14 protein-coding genes and 1 tRNA gene are annotated in these 16,077 nt (G+C 50.9%); 7 read left to right on the top strand and 8 right to left on the bottom strand.

What is annotated here, in order from left to right; genetic code table 11:
- Positions 1 to 110 precede the first annotated feature (110 nt).
- The 3 genes from murC (at position 111) to H6G46_RS09980 (ending at position 3,028) form a co-directional block, all read left to right on the top strand.
- A complete protein-coding gene (murC, locus tag H6G46_RS09970; protein ID WP_010874116.1) occupies positions 111 to 1,628 on the top strand; it encodes a UDP-N-acetylmuramate--L-alanine ligase in 1,518 nt (505 codons plus the stop codon).
- Positions 1,629 to 1,699: 71 nt separating this feature from the next.
- Positions 1,700 to 2,653, top strand: a complete 954-nt coding sequence (gene murB, locus H6G46_RS09975) for a UDP-N-acetylmuramate dehydrogenase (RefSeq protein WP_010874117.1) — start codon at positions 1,700 to 1,702, stop codon at positions 2,651 to 2,653.
- A gap of 21 nt (positions 2,654 to 2,674) precedes the next feature.
- On the top strand, positions 2,675 to 3,028 hold the full coding sequence (locus tag H6G46_RS09980) for a hypothetical protein (RefSeq protein ID WP_010874118.1): 354 nt from the start codon (positions 2,675 to 2,677) through the stop codon (positions 3,026 to 3,028).
- 134 nt (positions 3,029 to 3,162) lie between these two features.
- On the opposite strand, the gene bfr is transcribed toward H6G46_RS09980, so the two are convergent.
- Both bfr and H6G46_RS09990 read right to left on the bottom strand, forming a co-directional pair.
- Positions 3,163 to 3,633 (bottom strand): bacterioferritin, encoded by a 471-nt coding sequence (gene bfr, locus H6G46_RS09985; protein WP_010874119.1) that lies wholly within the window; start codon positions 3,631 to 3,633, stop codon positions 3,163 to 3,165.
- 191 nt (positions 3,634 to 3,824) lie between these two features.
- On the bottom strand, positions 3,825 to 4,127 hold the full coding sequence (locus H6G46_RS09990; RefSeq protein ID WP_010874120.1) for a DUF3146 family protein: 303 nt from the start codon (positions 4,125 to 4,127) through the stop codon (positions 3,825 to 3,827).
- 60 nt (positions 4,128 to 4,187) lie between these two features.
- On the opposite strand from H6G46_RS09990, the gene recR reads away from it, so the two are divergent.
- On the top strand, positions 4,188 to 4,886 hold the full coding sequence (recR, locus tag H6G46_RS09995) for a recombination mediator RecR (RefSeq protein WP_010874121.1): 699 nt from the start codon (positions 4,188 to 4,190) through the stop codon (positions 4,884 to 4,886).
- A gap of 117 nt (positions 4,887 to 5,003) precedes the next feature.
- Here recR and H6G46_RS10000 read toward each other — a convergent pair whose 3' ends face one another.
- The gene (locus tag H6G46_RS10000) at positions 5,004 to 5,531 is read right to left on the bottom strand and encodes a hypothetical protein (RefSeq protein WP_223211305.1); all 528 of its coding nucleotides are present in this window, start codon (positions 5,529 to 5,531) and stop codon (positions 5,004 to 5,006) included.
- Between the two features lie 240 nt (positions 5,532 to 5,771).
- A complete protein-coding gene (locus H6G46_RS10005) occupies positions 5,772 to 7,889 on the bottom strand; it encodes a TIGR00300 family protein (protein ID WP_010874123.1) in 2,118 nt (705 codons plus the stop codon).
- Between the two features lie 170 nt (positions 7,890 to 8,059).
- Between H6G46_RS10005 and H6G46_RS10010 the strand changes: the two genes are divergently transcribed.
- Entirely contained in the window at positions 8,060 to 9,985 is a 1,926-nt protein-coding gene (locus H6G46_RS10010) for a GTPase family protein (protein WP_228670065.1), read from the top strand.
- Here the strand turns inward: H6G46_RS10010 and H6G46_RS10015 are convergent.
- Positions 9,977 to 11,506, bottom strand: a complete 1,530-nt coding sequence (locus H6G46_RS10015; RefSeq protein WP_010874125.1) for a GAF domain-containing protein — start codon at positions 11,504 to 11,506, stop codon at positions 9,977 to 9,979. The genes H6G46_RS10010 and H6G46_RS10015 overlap by 9 nt on opposite strands.
- 311 nt (positions 11,507 to 11,817) lie before the next feature.
- Here H6G46_RS10015 and H6G46_RS10020 point away from each other — a divergent pair, with 311 nt between their 5' ends.
- A complete protein-coding gene (locus H6G46_RS10020; RefSeq protein ID WP_010874126.1) occupies positions 11,818 to 12,687 on the top strand; it encodes an SWIM zinc finger family protein in 870 nt (289 codons plus the stop codon).
- A 37-nt stretch (positions 12,688 to 12,724) separates the two neighbouring features.
- On the opposite strand, the gene H6G46_RS10025 is transcribed toward H6G46_RS10020, so the two are convergent.
- Both H6G46_RS10025 and H6G46_RS10030 read right to left on the bottom strand, forming a co-directional pair.
- Positions 12,725 to 12,810: transfer RNA gene (locus H6G46_RS10025), tRNA-Leu, on the bottom strand.
- Between the two features lie 87 nt (positions 12,811 to 12,897).
- Positions 12,898 to 13,605: a hypothetical protein gene (locus tag H6G46_RS10030; protein ID WP_010874127.1), complete on the bottom strand. Its 708-nt coding sequence runs from the start codon at positions 13,603 to 13,605 to the stop codon at positions 12,898 to 12,900.
- Positions 13,606 to 13,798: 193 nt separating this feature from the next.
- On the opposite strand from H6G46_RS10030, the gene H6G46_RS10035 reads away from it, so the two are divergent.
- Positions 13,799 to 15,226 (top strand): DUF3370 domain-containing protein, encoded by a 1,428-nt coding sequence (locus H6G46_RS10035; protein ID WP_010874128.1) that lies wholly within the window; start codon positions 13,799 to 13,801, stop codon positions 15,224 to 15,226.
- Here the strand turns inward: H6G46_RS10035 and H6G46_RS10040 are convergent.
- Positions 15,219 to 15,971 (bottom strand): response regulator transcription factor, encoded by a 753-nt coding sequence (locus H6G46_RS10040; RefSeq protein WP_010874129.1) that lies wholly within the window; start codon positions 15,969 to 15,971, stop codon positions 15,219 to 15,221. The genes H6G46_RS10035 and H6G46_RS10040 overlap by 8 nt on opposite strands.
- Between the last annotated feature and the right edge of the window lie 106 nt (positions 15,972 to 16,077).

Genomic DNA, 16,077 nt, shown 5'->3' on the forward strand with positions numbered 1-16,077 from the left:
GTGGCCTCTGGGTTTTGTCTATGCCTGGGGGTAGAGTTTTTGCTATGATGTCGCTCAATTACAGGTGCGGTGAACCGGCAGGTGATTGTAGACGTTAACATTTATGGCTTGTGAGGAGCGTTGCTGTGGGTGCTGTGGATTTTAGTGGTCGTCCTTTCCATTTCTTGGGAATTGGGGGCATTGGTATGTCGGCTTTGGCCTACGTCCTCGCAAAACGCCATCTGCCTGTGTCGGGCTCTGACCTACGCCGCACCCATATTACCGATCGCCTGGAGTCCGTGGGGGCAAAAATCTTCCAAGATCAGGTGCCGGAGAATTTAGACTATTTTCAATCCCTGCAAGTTAACCCAGCGGTGGCTTTACCCACTGGCTCCCCCGGTTCAGGTTTAACCCTGGAGCAGATTGCCGAATCGGCCAGCAACGGAGTCAACGGCAATGGCCGCTACCAAACCCATTGTTTACCCCAGGTGGTGTGCTCCACTGCCATTAATGAGGGAAATTTAGAGTACCAAGGGGCGATCGCCAAAAATTGTCCTATCTATCACCGCTCCGATATTTTGGCGGCCTTGATTGCGGAGTCCCGGGGCATTGGGGTGGCGGGCACCCACGGCAAAACCACCACCAGTAGCTTAATTGGCTATGTATTAAAGGAAGCTGGGTTAGACCCCACCATTGTGGTGGGAGGGGAAGTGGATGCTTGGCAGGGTAATGCTTATCTGGGTTCGGGGGAGTATTTGGTGGCGGAAGTGGACGAGTCCGATGGCTCCTTGACCAAGCACCATCCAGAGATCGGCATTGTCACCAATATTGAATTAGACCATCCCGACCATTACTCCACCTTGGCCGAGGTGGTGGAAATTTTCCGTACTTTTGAATCCCATTGCCAAACTTTAATCGGTTGTTTGGACTGTGGTGTGGTGCGGCAACATCTTTCCCCCACCATTACCTATAGTTTAGAAAATCATCCCGAAGCGGATTACCAGGCCCGGCAAATTAAGCGTCAAGCCCATGGTAATGAGGTAGAAGTATGGGAGAGGGGAGTTTGTTTGGGCACCATGACTGTGACTTTGCCCGGTGACCATAACATTAGTAATGCCTTGGCCGCGGTGGCGGTGGGCCGTTTACTCGGTTTAGATTTCCCCGTTATTGCCCAGGCGATCGCCAGTTTTAATGGTGCCAAACGGCGCTTTGAGTGCAAAGGTTACTGCAACGGCATTACCTTTATTGATGACTACGCTCACCACCCTAGTGAACTGCTGGCAACCCTAGCCGCCGCTAAGCAAAAAGTAACCCATGGCAAATACGAACGGGTAGTGGCCATTTTCCAGCCCCATCGCTACAGCCGGACCCATACTTTTATGGCGGAATTTGCCACTGCGTTTAAGGATGCGGATTTGGTGGTCTTAACTGATATTTACAGTGCTGGGGAGCAAAATCCCTACAACATCCGGGGGGAAGATTTAGCTAAGGCGGTGGGTCAACACCATGGGCATGTGGTTTACCAGCCCCGATTGACGGAATTGAGGGAATTTTTGCCTAAAGTTTTGCAGAGTGGTGATTTGGCGCTATTTTTAGGGGCGGGCAACCTCAATCAGCAGATTGCGCCGGTACTGGCGGCCTGCGCCTAGGCTGGGCAAACTAACCTAGGGTTATCTTTGACCGTTTCTTCCTGTCCCGCTAATTTTCCGGACCAACCGCCATGATTATTTCCCCCGCTACCCGTCCCACCCCCATGGAAACTCCGGCGATCGCCTTGGCGGGAACAGGGACTATTATTCAGCCTGAAACAAGTCTGGCGGAATTCACTACCTATCGAGTGGGAGGCAAAGCGGAGTGGTATGCGGCCCCCCGTTGCCTGGAGGATTTAGTCGCTGTATTGGACTGGTTTCAGGGTCAGGATTTACCGTTAACTTTTTTAGGGGCCGGGTCAAACCTGTTAATTAGTGACCAAGGCTTAGCCGGTTTGGTACTAAGCACCCGTTATCTCCGGCAAAGCAAGTTTGATGAAGAACAGGGTTTAATTACCGTGGCCGCCGGGGAACCGATCGCCAAAGTAGGTTGGCAGGCCGCAAAACGAGGCTGGCAAGGACTGGAGTGGGCTGTGGGCATTCCCGGTACGGTGGGGGGCGCTGTGGTGATGAACGCCGGGGCCCATAATCAATGCACAGCGGAAACATTGGTGGAAGCGACGGTAATGCGTCCCGACGGCGGTTTAGAAGTTTTAACCAACGAGCAATTAGGTTTCAGTTATCGCACCTCTAATCTACAAAAACATCTTGGCGATCGCCTGGTGGTGGATGCCACGTTTAAGTTAACGCCGGGATTCACCAGGGAAGAAATCATGGGCTGCACCACCCGTAATTTACATCAACGCAAAAGTACCCAACCCTACGACAAACCCAACTGTGGCAGCGTGTTCCGCAATCCCACGCCCCTTTATTCAGCCCGTTTAATTGAAGAATTAGGACTCAAGGGTTACCGCATTGGTGGCGCGGAAGTATCCCAACGCCATGCGAACTTCATCGTTAATATTGACAATGCTAAAGCCCAGGATGTATTCAACCTCATTTTCCATGTGCAAGGGGAAGTGGAAAAACACTACGGCATCCTCTTAGAGCCAGAAGTGAAAATGCTGGGGGAGTTTGCTCGATGAACACTATTAAACCTTTGTCAAATGCCTAATCCAGCCATAGGCCTCGCCCAACAATTTGGGGACTACCTCGCCCAGGGTGATTATGCTAAGGCCCACGGGCTACTGTGCTCTGCACTCCAACGCCAGTATTCACCCTCCACTCTGCGGGCCGATGTGGAAACCATGATTTACTATGGTTCTGGCCCCATCCAGAGGGCGATCGCCATGGCAGACTGCCTCCTCACCGACTGGCAATATCCCCCCATGGAAGCTAATGATCTAGCCTGGGTCTATGTTTCCCTGGAAGGGGAAGATTTTCTCGAAGCGGTGTCGGTTATCGTTCAGCAAGAGGGGAAAAAACTGGCAATTCGCTGGCTAGAATGGGGCCGACCCTGACTTTTTTCCTGGCTGATCTCGACAGAGGGTTTTGCTGGGGTAGATTTTTGTTATGGAAAACCGTCCCCCCTAAAATCCCTAGGTCTTGAAAGAGGGAGATTTATGGGGTCATCGTTGCTTAAAACCAATCAAACCTAGCTCATTTGAGATTGCAAATAATTTTGGAGACCAATTTTTTCAATCAGCCCCAACTGTTTTTCTAACCAATAGGCATGGTCTTCTTCCGTATCGGCTAGGATTTTCAGCAATAGGTCCCGGCTTTGATAGTCTTGCTCCTGTTCACACACGGCCATTGCTTCCTTCAGGTTGGCAATGACTTCATACTCATAGTCCAGGTCGTATTGCAACATTTCCGGCACGGTTTTCCCCACCCGAATTGGGTCCTGTTGGGAAAGGTCGGGGGTCTCTTCCAGAAACAGGATGCGCTCAATCAACAGGCTGGCATGGGCCGTTTCGTCCTGCATTTCATGGTCGATCCGACTATAAAGCTTTTCCAGACCCCAATCTTGATACATACGGGAATGGATAAAATATTGATCCCTAGCAGCTAGCTCCCCACGCAGTAGCTTATGGAGTTGGGCGAGGACGGCGGGTTTACCTTTCATAAAAAATACCTTGCAAAAATGGACAGCGGACAGAACAACCTAGGCACAAATCTACCTAGACAATAGACAGGGCTGATCTAATTTTAGCCTCCCGACTGCCCCAGGGATCGCTGGGCAGTAGAACAGAACTTGTTAGTAACTTTCCTGTAACTTTGAAACTAGATGATTGGGGGACTTTTCCTAATTCTTATCTACAGTCGGCTACGGAGAGTGAATTCATAATCCCCACCGGGTTCCAATTGATAATCACTGCGTTCCAAAAAACGTCCCAGGGGTTCAAAAATAAGCGATCGCCCGAGGGATGGTTGCACTCGTAATTTCCCCCCCCGAAAATTCCAGTGAAATTGCCACTCATAGTCCCCAGCCCGCACTTCCCCCGCCAGAAAACCTCCAGGCCAAGAATGGGTAGTCACTCTCAGGTGGGCTTTGGTTTGAGGCATAGGACGTACTGATGGACGAAGAATAGATATAGTTAAAACTGGTGGTCTATCCACGGTGAATGAAGACTACCCCAGAAAGGTTTGCCGATAATTGGCGATAGCGTAGCACAATATATGGGGAAGGTGGCTGTCAATTCCCCTGCCCACAGGCCCTTGGTTTCCACGGCTGTTTACTTGGCCCCATCAGTAAAATTTCCCCTACAAAAGAGAGGTCTTGGCACTATTTATACTCCTCCCCTAGCCCGTCTCATTGAACAATTGCAACGGCTCCCCAGTGTGGGGCCAAAAACTGCCCAACGTCTTGCCCTGCATCTGCTTAAACGTCCTGATGCGGAGGTGGAGAATTTGGCCCAAGCCCTCCTCGACGCAAAAAAACGGGTGGGGCAATGCCAAGTATGCTTCCATTTATCCGCTGAGCCTGTCTGTGATATTTGCCGCCATCCCCAACGGGATAACAGTGTTATCTGTGTGGTCAGTGACCCCAGGGATGTGATTGCGCTGGAAAAAACTAGGGAATTCCGGGGTAAGTACCATGTGTTGGGCGGGGTAATTTCCCCCATGGACGGCATCGGCCCGGAGCAATTGACCATTCAACCCCTATTACATCGGGTTAGTCAGCCAGAAATCAAAGAAGTAATTTTGGCTATTAGTCCTAGTGTGGAGGGGGAAACCACCACGTTATATTTGGGCAAACTCCTGCAACCTTTTACCAAGGTTACCCGCATTGCCTTTGGTTTGCCCATGGGAGGGGATTTGGAATATGCCGATGAAGTTACCCTGGCTAGGGCCTTGGAGGGACGGCGAGAATTGTAAAGTTTGGACGGCGATCGCCAAAAAAAGCGCTGCGAACACAACGCTTAGGAAGATATAGACACTAAGTCCGGCCGTTAAACAGGCCGGTAGATTAAGTTCATTACGTAACCTGACAGCTTACCAAAGACCACGGATGGGCATGGGGGCGGGGGCCGGAGCAGGAGCCACGGGGGCAGGGGCAGACCGAGTTACGGGGGGCAAGGACACGGGCTCAGAGGATTGGAAGTTAATTTCAGAAATGGTAACGTCTTGAACTTCTTTGAGATCCAAACGGGTCAACCAAGTGGGGTGGGCCGCAGAATAGAAGTCAGTGCGGATATAGTTACCATTGTCATCAAAGACGGGCTGGAGCAAAACATCATCACCGGGTTCAGCGGCACCGGCACCATCCCAGTGGTAGATGCGGCTATTGTCGCTTACCTCAATGTAACCGGGGAAATCACCGTAGGGTAACAGTTCAACCTGGATGATACTGCCAACCTTGCCCCGTACCCGACCGATCGCCAGACCGTCGAAGCTCATTTGCTCAGGGTCGGGAAGATACATGTCATGGCCAGGAAGCTGGCTCAATAAAATGTTACCCTTAGTTTGAAAAGGCTCAGCCTGGGCGGGGGTTGTAAAACCTAAGGCCGCAGCAGCAAGCACAACTCCAGAGAGGATCTGAACAGATTTGTTTAACACGATAACCTCGCTTGTGAATCACGAAAATCAATTTTTAGCTGGGGCCAAAGTCTGGACCCCGACGCTAAAAGTATAATATAGTTCCTCGGAGACAGGGAAGATTTGTGCCCATCCCTTAAAACTTTTTTACCTACTGCGGAGCTGGCTAATCCACTAGCCCTGGCCCTGGGGACTAACATCCAGGGCGAGGAATTGTTATGACAATTAAAGTGTTTCCGCCAAGCTATAGGGTCTGGTGAGTTGTTGCAGTTGTCGTACCAGAAGACTGAGGAATAACCCCACATCGGTGACCACCCCCACGGATTCCACTGAACCACGATCGCTCAGTTTGGTAACCACAGCGGGGTTAATGTCCACACAGACCATTTTTACGCCGGAAGGAGTCATATTGCCGACGCCAATGGAGTGCAACATGCTGGACAGCATCAGAATCATATCTGCTCCCTGAATTAACTCACTGTAACGGCTCTGAGCCCGAACTAGGTTCATTTCCGTGTCGGGCAGGGGGCCGTCATCCCGGATGGAACCAGCTAGGCAATAGGGGATGTTATTTTTTACGCATTCGTACATAACCCCTTTGCTGATAAATCCAGCTTCCACCGCCTGGCGGATCCCACCGTAGCGCCGCACACTGTTAATAATTTTCAGATGGTGACGGTGCCCCCCCCGCACTGGGATGCCCCGTTGCATATCTACCCCCAGGGAAGTACCCATGGTGGCCTGTTCAATGTCATGGACGGCGATCGCATTGCCCCCCAGTAGGGCATGGACATAGCCCTCCCGCACCAGATGGGAAAGGTGTTGGGCTCCTCCAGTATGGATCACCACAGGTCCTGCGGTAACAACAATTTTGCCTCCCTGGTCCCGGATTTGTCGCATTTCCCAGGCAATTTGTTCCACCAAAAGTTCTACCCGACGCTCGCTGGAAACCCCCGCTGCCATGAAGGCAAATTCCTTATTTTCTTTGCGGGTTCCGCCTTCATGGGATTCCACTTTTTTGATGGTACGAATACCTTCGACTCCCACCATGACTCGATCGCCGACCTGGAGATCCCGGAGGAGCACACAGCGGGCCGAAGGGGGATTGCTGGTGACCACAATGGCCGCATCCATCCGTTGTCCTGTCACCTGGACCCATTCGCAATTAACCCGCACCTCTGTGGGGTAAATGGTGCTGACATAGAAATCATCGGGAGCTACCCCCCCTTGGGTCACCGTTTCGGTGTTGATATCACAGAGTTCCTGGGGAGGGGGCACTGCGCCGAGATCAATCAGCTCGGTCATGATCTCTTCCATAATTTGGTGGGAGGGGGCCGAAACCCTTACCTCTGCGCTGGAAGTACTGTTGCGCTCCACCCCTAAATTGAAGTTCAGCACCCGGAAACTACCGCTGTTTTCCACCACCAAATCCAGGGCTTGGTTCAGAATACCGGCATCGAGTAGATGACCCTCCATGCGAATCACCCGACTTTCAATGGAAACGGTGGCATGGACATCTGGCAAAATGGGCTCCGTTACCCGCAGGGTTAGACATTTGGCCGCTCCCCCCGCTTTCAAAAATTCCGTCAGGGGAGTTTCCCGCACCTTAAAGCCCGCCTCAGCTAATTTTTCCTTCAGGGTTCGACTCACCAAATTCATAATGATGATGTCGTTAACATTGACCGCATTGCAGGCAAAATTAACCGCATCCAGTTCCTCGACAATAATCCTTTTTTCCGGCGGAATCCGCATTTCAATTACCCGGTTGGAATAGGCGTCAAACGCAGGGGGATAGTAGAGTAAATAGCCACCACTCAGGGGGCAAAAACAGGTATCGAGGTGATAGAAGCGCTCATCAATTAACCGCAGGGAGACTACTTCTGTATCTAGCCATTTGGCAATGTAGGGATGGGAATCTAGTTCGGAACGGAAACCATAGCCGGCCCACAACCAACGGCCTTCCCGGTCAAACAGGGCATCCCCGGCCCCTTCAAAGGGTAAATCCTGGGGCAGTTCGTAAACGGTGAAACCATTTTCCTCAAACCAAGCTTTGAAATAGGGTTCTTCCCCCTGGCGTTCTTTGTGGTAGAAGCGACTCAGTACGACATTTTCCCCTAGCACCAGCCCCGCATTGGCGGTAAAGACCATATCAGGCCAACCCTTTGCCGGCTTCACCAAGTCCACGATGGCGCATTCTTTGATGGTCTGGTGTAGTTTTTTCCATTGCTCTACGGCCCGCTCCTGGGAGGATTTGTGGATATTGCCCTCCATCCAAGGATTAATTACATAGTCCACGTCGTAGTGGTCGGGGGGGCACATCAAAATGCGAATATCGTCAGCCATGGTTGAAGAAGAAGTAAAAAAGTTGGTTTGCAAGTATATCTAGAGACAAATCCTGGTCGGGATAGGGTAGTCAAGTAGCTTTCCAGGCAGGCGTAATCCAACCTTCCAGTCTATCACGGTATCCCTGTTGAAACTTTGTCCCTGGGCCCATACCATGGGGACAATGTTTTTTGTTGGGAGCCCCCATGGCGATCGCCAATTCCCGTTTTCGTCCCTGGCAGGTGGGTATTTTAATTTTGCCCATTGCCGGGGTAATAAGCTTTTTGCTGGTGGCGGCCAGTTGGCAAATTAATGCTTGGCATTTGAACTGGATTTGGGCAGTGGTGGTGCTAATTTTCCTGGGCTGGCGTTGGTTGCTAGTGCGGTGGACCGCTCCCTTAGCGGCTCCCAATGGACAAACATCTTTCCCTACCATTTCCCTGGGAGAGTCCACGGCGGACGTTAACGTTGGGAAAATTGAGCAGGCGTTAAACGAGATTCTCCAGGCTTCCCGTCAAGATGTGCCAGCGTGGCAGGATTGGCCCCTATTTTGGCAGAGATGTCAGCAGGTGGTGACGTTAGTGGCCCAGACCTATTACCCAGAAGTGAAATATCCCCTACTCAACATCTACGTACCGGATGCCTATGGTTTAATCCGGGGCACAGTGGATGATATGGACCGCTGGGTTGCCAACCTTTCCCCCACCCTCAACCAAGTTTCACTAGCTCGGGTGTATCAATCCTACGAAGTTTATCAAAAGCTGGAACCATCCCTAAGGAAAATTTGGCAGGTGTGGTATTGGGGGCAATGGCTGCTCAATCCGGTGGCGGCGGCGGCTCGGTTAGCTAGTCAGCAAAGTAATCAGCAAGCGACTCAGCAATTGTTGGTTAATTTGAGTCAACAGTTACGGGAAGCAACCCTGCGTACCCTCTGTCGCCAGGCGATCGCCTTGTACAATCCGGCCAGCGGTAATTTGCCGGACAATTTTGCTAGCGGGGGAAACTCCATCCCAGGGCTAGTTAAGGCTAAAAGCCAGACTTTGCAGAATATTTTGGCCCAGGGGCAATCCCCCCAGGAAGTGGAGCAACAGCCGGTCAATGTTTTATTGGTAGGGCGCACTGGGGCGGGGAAAAGTAGCTTGATTAATGCCCTTTTTCAAACCAATTTGGCGGTGACGGATTTACTGCCCAGCACCACGGAAATTACCAAGTATGAATGGCGCACCAGGGATGGAGAAATGCTCATGCTTTGGGACAGTCCTGGTTATGAGCAGGGGCAACGGAAGGATTTGCGGCAACTGGTGTTGGACTATGCCCAACGGGCCGACGTAATTTTATTGCTCAATCCCGCTTTAGATCCGGCTTTGCAGATGGATGCGGACTTTGTGCGGGATCTCCAAACCCTGGGGGGCGATCGCCCTTTAATTCTTTTGGTAACCCAGGTGGACCGACTGCGCCCTGTGCGACAATGGCAACCCCCCTACAATTGGCGATCGGGGGAACAAGCCAAGGAAAAATCCATCCGGGAAGCGGTGCAGTATCGGGTAGAGCAATTAGGGCAGTATTGTGAACAAGTTTTGCCCGTTGTGAGTGGGGATGAAGCGGTGGGGCGATCGCCTTGGGGCCTAGAAGAACTTTCCGTCGCCCTAGTAACTGTGGTTAGCCCGGCCCAACAACAAAGGCTAGCCCGCTTTTTACGCAATCTGGAGGCCCGTTCCCTGGCCGCGGCCCAAATCATTGACCGTTATGCTCTGCAAATGACCACTACCCAAGGGGTGACGGCCTTGTTAAAAAGTCCGGTGTTGCAATTTGTTTCTAGCTTGACCACCGGTTCTCCGGCCCTAGCCTATCTACTAGCGGAGCAAATTCCCATTGAGCAATTGCCCCTAGTGTTGGGGAAGCTCCAATTGGCCTATGACCTATTTAATTTATTGGCGGCGGATAACGACGATACCAGTTTTGATCTACTCACTCTCTGGCCCCTATTGCTGGACAATCCAGTGTCCCCCGATCGCAATGCCTGGGCCTTTGGCCATGCCCTGTTGGAATATTGGACGCAAAATTTGACGGTGGAGCAGTTGGGAGTCAGATTTCGCCATTATTGTGAGCTAAGCTGATTGGTTGATTAACGGTGAAAGATTAGGCTGACTATGGTTGATATTGGCTTGGGGCGACATTTTAGGCCATTGCACCCAGTAACGGTAACCCCGCTGGGCACTGCCCTGTAGCGCAATCTGCCCCTGATGACTTTTGATGAAATAAAAACTGAGGGTTAAAGCCAAAATTTGTCGGCAATGGTGACCCTGACTTTCTTGGTTATGGCCCTGAAGTTTCAGAGCTAAGTACTCCAAGGTCAACTGGATATTTACTTCTGCTTGGTTGGCTTCCCCTTCTGTGAGTAAATCCTGTAGGAGCACATGGGGCAAACCCTGGCCCTGGGGAGAATCAACCCAAACAGTTAAGTGCAAATAGTCTTGGTCAGCGGAGGTGTGAATGTGTAACGTGCCATCTGTTACCCCCTCATCCAACAAACTAAGCAATAGGTAATATATTCCCTGTCTGGCCTTAACTTTGTCTAGGGGCCAATATTTCAGCCCCGATTCTAGGGAAAGTTTGAGGGCAAGCCGTTGTTGACCGAGTACTGCGGCCATTTTATCCTGCCAATACTCCCCCAGTAGGGCCAAATTGACATTGACAATTTGTAAGCCCTGGCGAACGGGTTTAATCTGCTCCAGTTCAATAATTTCCTCAATGGCTTGGTTAACCCGTTGGCCACTCTGGTGAATAATTTCTAGATACTGTTTTTGTTTGTCATTCAGCTTGCCAAAAACCTCATCCCTTAAAACACTGGCCATACCGATCACGGCTGTGAGGTCCCGCTGGGTACGGATTAGGTAATGGGGCACCAATTGCAGTTTGACTGCCTCTGGAGAATGGGCCGATCGCCCTGATGTCTGTGGTTTATTCAAGTTGTTACCGTTGGCAGAAAAAGCACTATTCTCCCCCCCGGCGATCGAACTTAACCGGACATTAACATTATTGAAATTGCGGTCAGGTTGCCCCTGGTTAGCGGCGAGACAAGCTTGGTGTTCAATTTCCCCCATGCACCAACGGGCAGTCATATTCATTAGGGCCACATCTGGCTCCCTAAAATCATGGGGAGAAAAGTCTAGGGCCGCCAAGGTTCCGAGACACACACCATCCCTGGTTAGCAGGGGAGTGCCCAGGTAAGACCTAATACCATAACGCTGGTACAATTCCCCCTCAGCAAAAAATGGTTCCGCCAGAGCATCGGTAATCATTAGTGGCATGGCACTATCCACCACCAGGGTACAGTAAGCATCGTTGCGACTGATCTGCCGGGAAACCAAATTAGGGTTACCCACACCCAATCTATAGATACCTACTGCAGATACAATATTTATTTCATCTTCCACCATCAAACCCACTAAACAAATAGGTAGTCCCAGATTCCTAGCTAAGGTTTGGGTAGCCTCCTCGAAGAAAGTGCTGTTTCTATTGGTTAACAAACCTAATTCCAACAGTTTATTTTGCCTCTGTGCATCTTTTTCTCGCTTCGATAAGCCGTCAAGGGCACAACTCAAGCCGAAACTGTAACCATGTTGATTGACAAACATATTAAGATTTTCGTACCCAGTATGTTTTTAGAACCTATTTCCTATATCTAGGATGCTCTGTCTACAGGAGGATGACAACCCCCCCCAGTAAAACTTTAGAAAAAATTTTAGGTAGGCTAGGACAAGACAACCGGGGATAAATCTTAAATCTATTTCTGAGAAGGTTTCAGTGACTGTTGGTTCTAACCGTCTCGATCTTCGCTATGGGAATCGTTATAGGATGGTTGGGGAAAAATCCCCATTCCCCATTAATTACAGTGGTGATTTTAGTCAGAAACCTTTGGCCATAGAGGGTAGAATTGCTAAATTTGATGGAAGCCAAGATCGAACAACGGCAATGGTGGGTGGATCGATGGTTAGAGCTATTAGATTCCTACCGATTTAAAAAGCGCCTCGAGCGGGCGAGGAATTATGCCAGGGAGGGCAATGTCCTTAGTTTGCAGTTTGTTGAGAGTAAGCTAACTGCCCTGGTGCAGGGCACAGAGGTGGACCCCTATCAAGTCACCCTGGGGTTGGATTGCTTCAGTGATGAGGATTGGCATTATGTGGTGGCAACCCTAGCGCAACAGGCCCTATACGCAGCCCAGTTGCTCGGTGGAGCCATGCCCCCCAGCATTGAGCAGGTATTTGTGCAAAATGGTTTAAATTTGTTCCCCTTCACTTTGGGGGAGGTGCATTCCCGCTGTAGCTGTCCAGACAAAGCCAATCCCTGCAAGCATATCGGTGCGGTGTACTATCAGTTGGCAGACCATTTTCAAGAAGATCCGTTTGTAATTTTTCGTTTGCGGGGTCGGAGCCGGAGTGAGTTGCTAGAGCAGTTGAGTTGTTATCGACAGCTTAGTCCAGCCCAGTTGGCCACCTATGATCCAGATCTTTGGAGTGACTCAATGGCGATCGCCATTGATATTGATGTGGAGGAAGGGACAACAATTGCCAAGCCCCAAAAAGAAACCAAAGCAGAGCAACAGCAAGCTATCAAAGAATTTTGGCAGTATGGGGGGGAATTGGTGCCGGAATTGACGGCGATCGCCCCACCGGACAACCCACTGCAACAGATTGAACGCCTGGGAGATCTGCCTTTGAATTACGAAGTGGCCAGGGAAATTAAACAGGCATTAACGCAAATCTATCAGGCCGCTAGCCAAGCTGCCCTAGGACAAATGGTGGGGACCAGCGAATAGCCAGCCTAAACCTAGGAGAAAAAAGAGAAAGTTTTAATGGGGGTGGAGAGACTCGAACTCTCACGAGCTTATAAGGCTCAACGGATTTTAAATCCGCAGCGTCTACCATTCCGCCACACCCCCAACAATTGGGGTTCACCGATTCCTCGGCGATTAAGCATCATACCACAGAAAGTTTCCCCCACCAGTTTGGCAAGATTTCCAGCCCAGCTAACGTTGCTGGGGTTGCCACTCCAGATAAACTCCAAAGCGACTTTCCCGGTAGGCGGGGGAATTTTGCCGTTGTACATCTGTGGCAATGCGCCATTGGGGAGTCAACGCATAGCCCACGGAAAGGGTGCTAACGCCCACTTCTGCTGTGCCCCCAGGAGCAACAAAATTTTGGCTGAAGCTGATGTCCGCCGCTCCGGTGCGGGAAAGGGCCAAGACCACTTTGCCCCCCACATTAAACCCCTCACTGTGGTAATCATTTTGGGCGATCGCCCGGTAACCAAGCAGGGGAGTGACATTGACGTACCAACCCAGAGGCAAGAGATAGTATTGCAGATTCGCCCCGCCCCCCTGTTGTCCAGCAAAATTGGTGTAATAGTCACCGCTCACACTCAAAGGGGATTGGCCAACAAATAAGTCTTCCACGCCGATCGCCGCCCCACTGGATTGGTCATCGTCGGGAAAATAGTTATAACCCAAGCGCACCCTCGTTAAAAAAGCTGGATCATTGTTATTTTGCTCAAATAAATCGGGGGTTTCCTCCCACCACCGTTGCAAAGTAGGACTACTTTCCACCATGGCAGGCTCCAAATCTAACGGGTTTTCCCCCGGCTCCTGGGCCCCTACACTCCCTACACTGGCGATCGCCGAAAAAATAACCAAGCTAGAAGGTAACAAACTCAGCCAACCACGAAAAATCACAGTCATAACCCCTCTATCAACGGTTTTAACCCCAGAATCCGGTCACTGACCCCTGGGGAAGGCAAAAATTCTCTACCCACAAAGTCAAATAGTCCGAGACGGCAACTTGACAAGACAAGTTCCAAATAGCACTCTAAGTAAAAGCTAATTTCCTTATGACTCCCAACAGCCTGTCAAATTCTATTTCAGCGGACAAACTATGATCCCACTGCTTTCCCCCATGATGTTGGCTCAAATCGTCACCGCCCCCATCCAGCCGATCGAAGCAGATTATATTGTGCAGCCGCAGGAAATAAGACCTTTGCCGGGGCAACTTGACCAAATACCCGTTTTTAACAGCAACAGTCCAGAAGTAGTAGAAGGGGAAGGAATTTTACTTTCCACCTTTCCCGCAGACCGTAAATACTACCCCAACGCCCACCTCAACAAAGCCCTCAACGGTCGCTTTGACTTTTTCTCCCATCACATCGCCCGGCCAAGGGATTCCCGCACCCTTTACCAAGGAGTGTTAATGGGTAATCCCACCGACAGAACCATCACTGTCCGCATTCTCCAGGGTGGCAGTTACCTCACCGGCCCCGATGCCCCCTTTATTAACCTGGCCCCCAGCGTAGAAGATCCCCACGGACAATTCTTCTCTGGCCCTGGTTCTAAATTAATGAGTCAATTACTGCGGGGCAACACCCAAGCTGGCTTCCCCAGCCAAGTGATTATTCCCCCGGGGCAAACCAGATTGTTATTTTCCCTGGCCATCAATCGCAGCAGTGCCCGTTCCACTTACCTCCGACTCCAGAGCAATGGCCCTATTTACATGGCCAATCTGGCTATGTACGCTGTGCCAGAATACACCCCGGTGGTAGATACTGCCAGCGCCGGCGCTAACCTGCCTACCCCCAAAGTGACCTATCGCCCCCCTACGTTGGACAATTGGCAAGCAATGCTATATCGAGGTTATTTGGCCTACCCCAGAGACTTGGCCCCCACTCCGCCGGACCAAATCCGCCCCGGAGCACCCCGCACCCCCATTTATGGAAGGGTAGCCGGCATTTCCCAAGGGGCTTCTTGGCAAGCCACCCTGGTGGATAACCCCAAGGCTCAATTCCTCAGTATTCCCCAACGGGGCAGAGCTTTTTCCTATCCCCTCAGTACCGTCAGTGTGGGTACCTATGCCACCCAACAGGTACAGAGTGCCCCTATGCTGGCCCGCTACCCTGATACCGCTTACCTCGCCCATGGCAACTACGGCGTTCATTACCAGTTGAAACTGCCCCTCAAAAATGTGACCAATAATAGACAAAGCGTTTCCCTCACCCTGCAAACCCCGATCAAACAGGATCAATATAACGATCGCCTATTCTTTATGCGCCAACCCAGCGGGCAGATATTTTTCCGGGGCACCGTCAGGGTTAGTTATGTGGATGGAGACAACCAATCCCAGGAGCGCTTTTTTCACCTCACCCAACGGCGGGGAGAAATGAGCAATCCCCTCATCACTTTGAATATGCAACCGGGGGAACAACGGGAAGTGACGGTGGATTTGATGTATCCCCCCGATGCTACTCCTCCCCAGGTGTTGACAGTCAAAACAGAGGAGCTTTATTACGGCAGTTTTTCTTCCCCTAGGTAAGTACAGAGACTCCGGCGGGGGAAAGGGTAACAGGTTTCTCCGCCACAACTTTCTTCTCTTCCAAAATAGACGAGTTAAAACGGTAGCCCACATTTCGCACAGTCTGAATTAGACTGGGTTGCCTGGGGTCTGTCTCAATTTTTTTCCGGAGGGAAAGGACGTGGGTGTCGATGGTGCGGGGATTGTCGATCGCCTCGGGCCAGGCCCGGCGGAGTAGCTCTGTGCGGCTGAGGGCACTACCTTCCGCTTGGGTCAGCACGTAGAGCAAACTGAATTCCTGGGGGGTGAGGTCGACAAAATTGCCCTGATATTCCACTCGACGCTGTACCAAATCAATTTTTAGTACTCCATAATCCAACAACAAAGGGGCGGCCACAGTGCGGACCCGGCGAATTAGACATTCTATGCGGGCTAAAAATTCCTGCATGCCAAAGGGCTTGGTTAGATAATCATCAGCCCCAGCCTTTAACCCATGGACAATGTCTTTTTCTGTGTCCTTGGCGGAAAGAATAAAAATCATTGACTGGTGCTGTTGATATAACCAACGGCAAAGCTCAATGCCATCCCCATCAGTAAGGTCAGAATCAATCACGGCCAGGGTGGGCAATTGGTTATTAAATGCCTGGCGGGCTTGGTGGAAACCGCTACATTGTTGGACAAGGTAGCCGCTCTGCTGGAGGTGCCAGCTCAATAGAGAGCGGAGATGGGGGTTACCCTCTACGACTGATATGTAGACTGGATTCACCGATCTAGACCCCTGACTGAAAGTTCCCTGTTAATCTAACAAAGTCAATGTCAAGGCTTTGTAACAACAGTTACCTGCATGGGGGGGCAAATCTTCAAAAAATATA

Source organism: Synechocystis sp. FACHB-908 (assembly GCF_014698595.1).
Taxonomy (GTDB): domain Bacteria; phylum Cyanobacteriota; class Cyanobacteriia; order Cyanobacteriales; family Microcystaceae; genus Synechocystis.

Coding starts and splice junctions, on each gene's coding strand:
- recR (WP_010874121.1), top strand. CDS start 4,188: ATGGGGAAGGTGGCTGTCAATTCCCCTGCCCACAGGCCCTTGGTTTCC.
- H6G46_RS10020 (WP_010874126.1), top strand. CDS start 11,818: ATGGAAGCCAAGATCGAACAACGGCAATGGTGGGTGGATCGATGGTTA.
- bfr (WP_010874119.1), bottom strand. CDS start 3,633: ATGAAAGGTAAACCCGCCGTCCTCGCCCAACTCCATAAGCTACTGCGT.
- H6G46_RS10030 (WP_010874127.1), bottom strand. CDS start 13,605: ATGACTGTGATTTTTCGTGGTTGGCTGAGTTTGTTACCTTCTAGCTTG.
- H6G46_RS10015 (WP_010874125.1), bottom strand. CDS start 11,506: ATGTTTGTCAATCAACATGGTTACAGTTTCGGCTTGAGTTGTGCCCTT.
- murB (WP_010874117.1), top strand. CDS start 1,700: ATGATTATTTCCCCCGCTACCCGTCCCACCCCCATGGAAACTCCGGCG.
- H6G46_RS10005 (WP_010874123.1), bottom strand. CDS start 7,889: ATGGCTGACGATATTCGCATTTTGATGTGCCCCCCCGACCACTACGAC.
- H6G46_RS10035 (WP_010874128.1), top strand. CDS start 13,799: ATGATCCCACTGCTTTCCCCCATGATGTTGGCTCAAATCGTCACCGCC.
- H6G46_RS09980 (WP_010874118.1), top strand. CDS start 2,675: ATGCCTAATCCAGCCATAGGCCTCGCCCAACAATTTGGGGACTACCTC.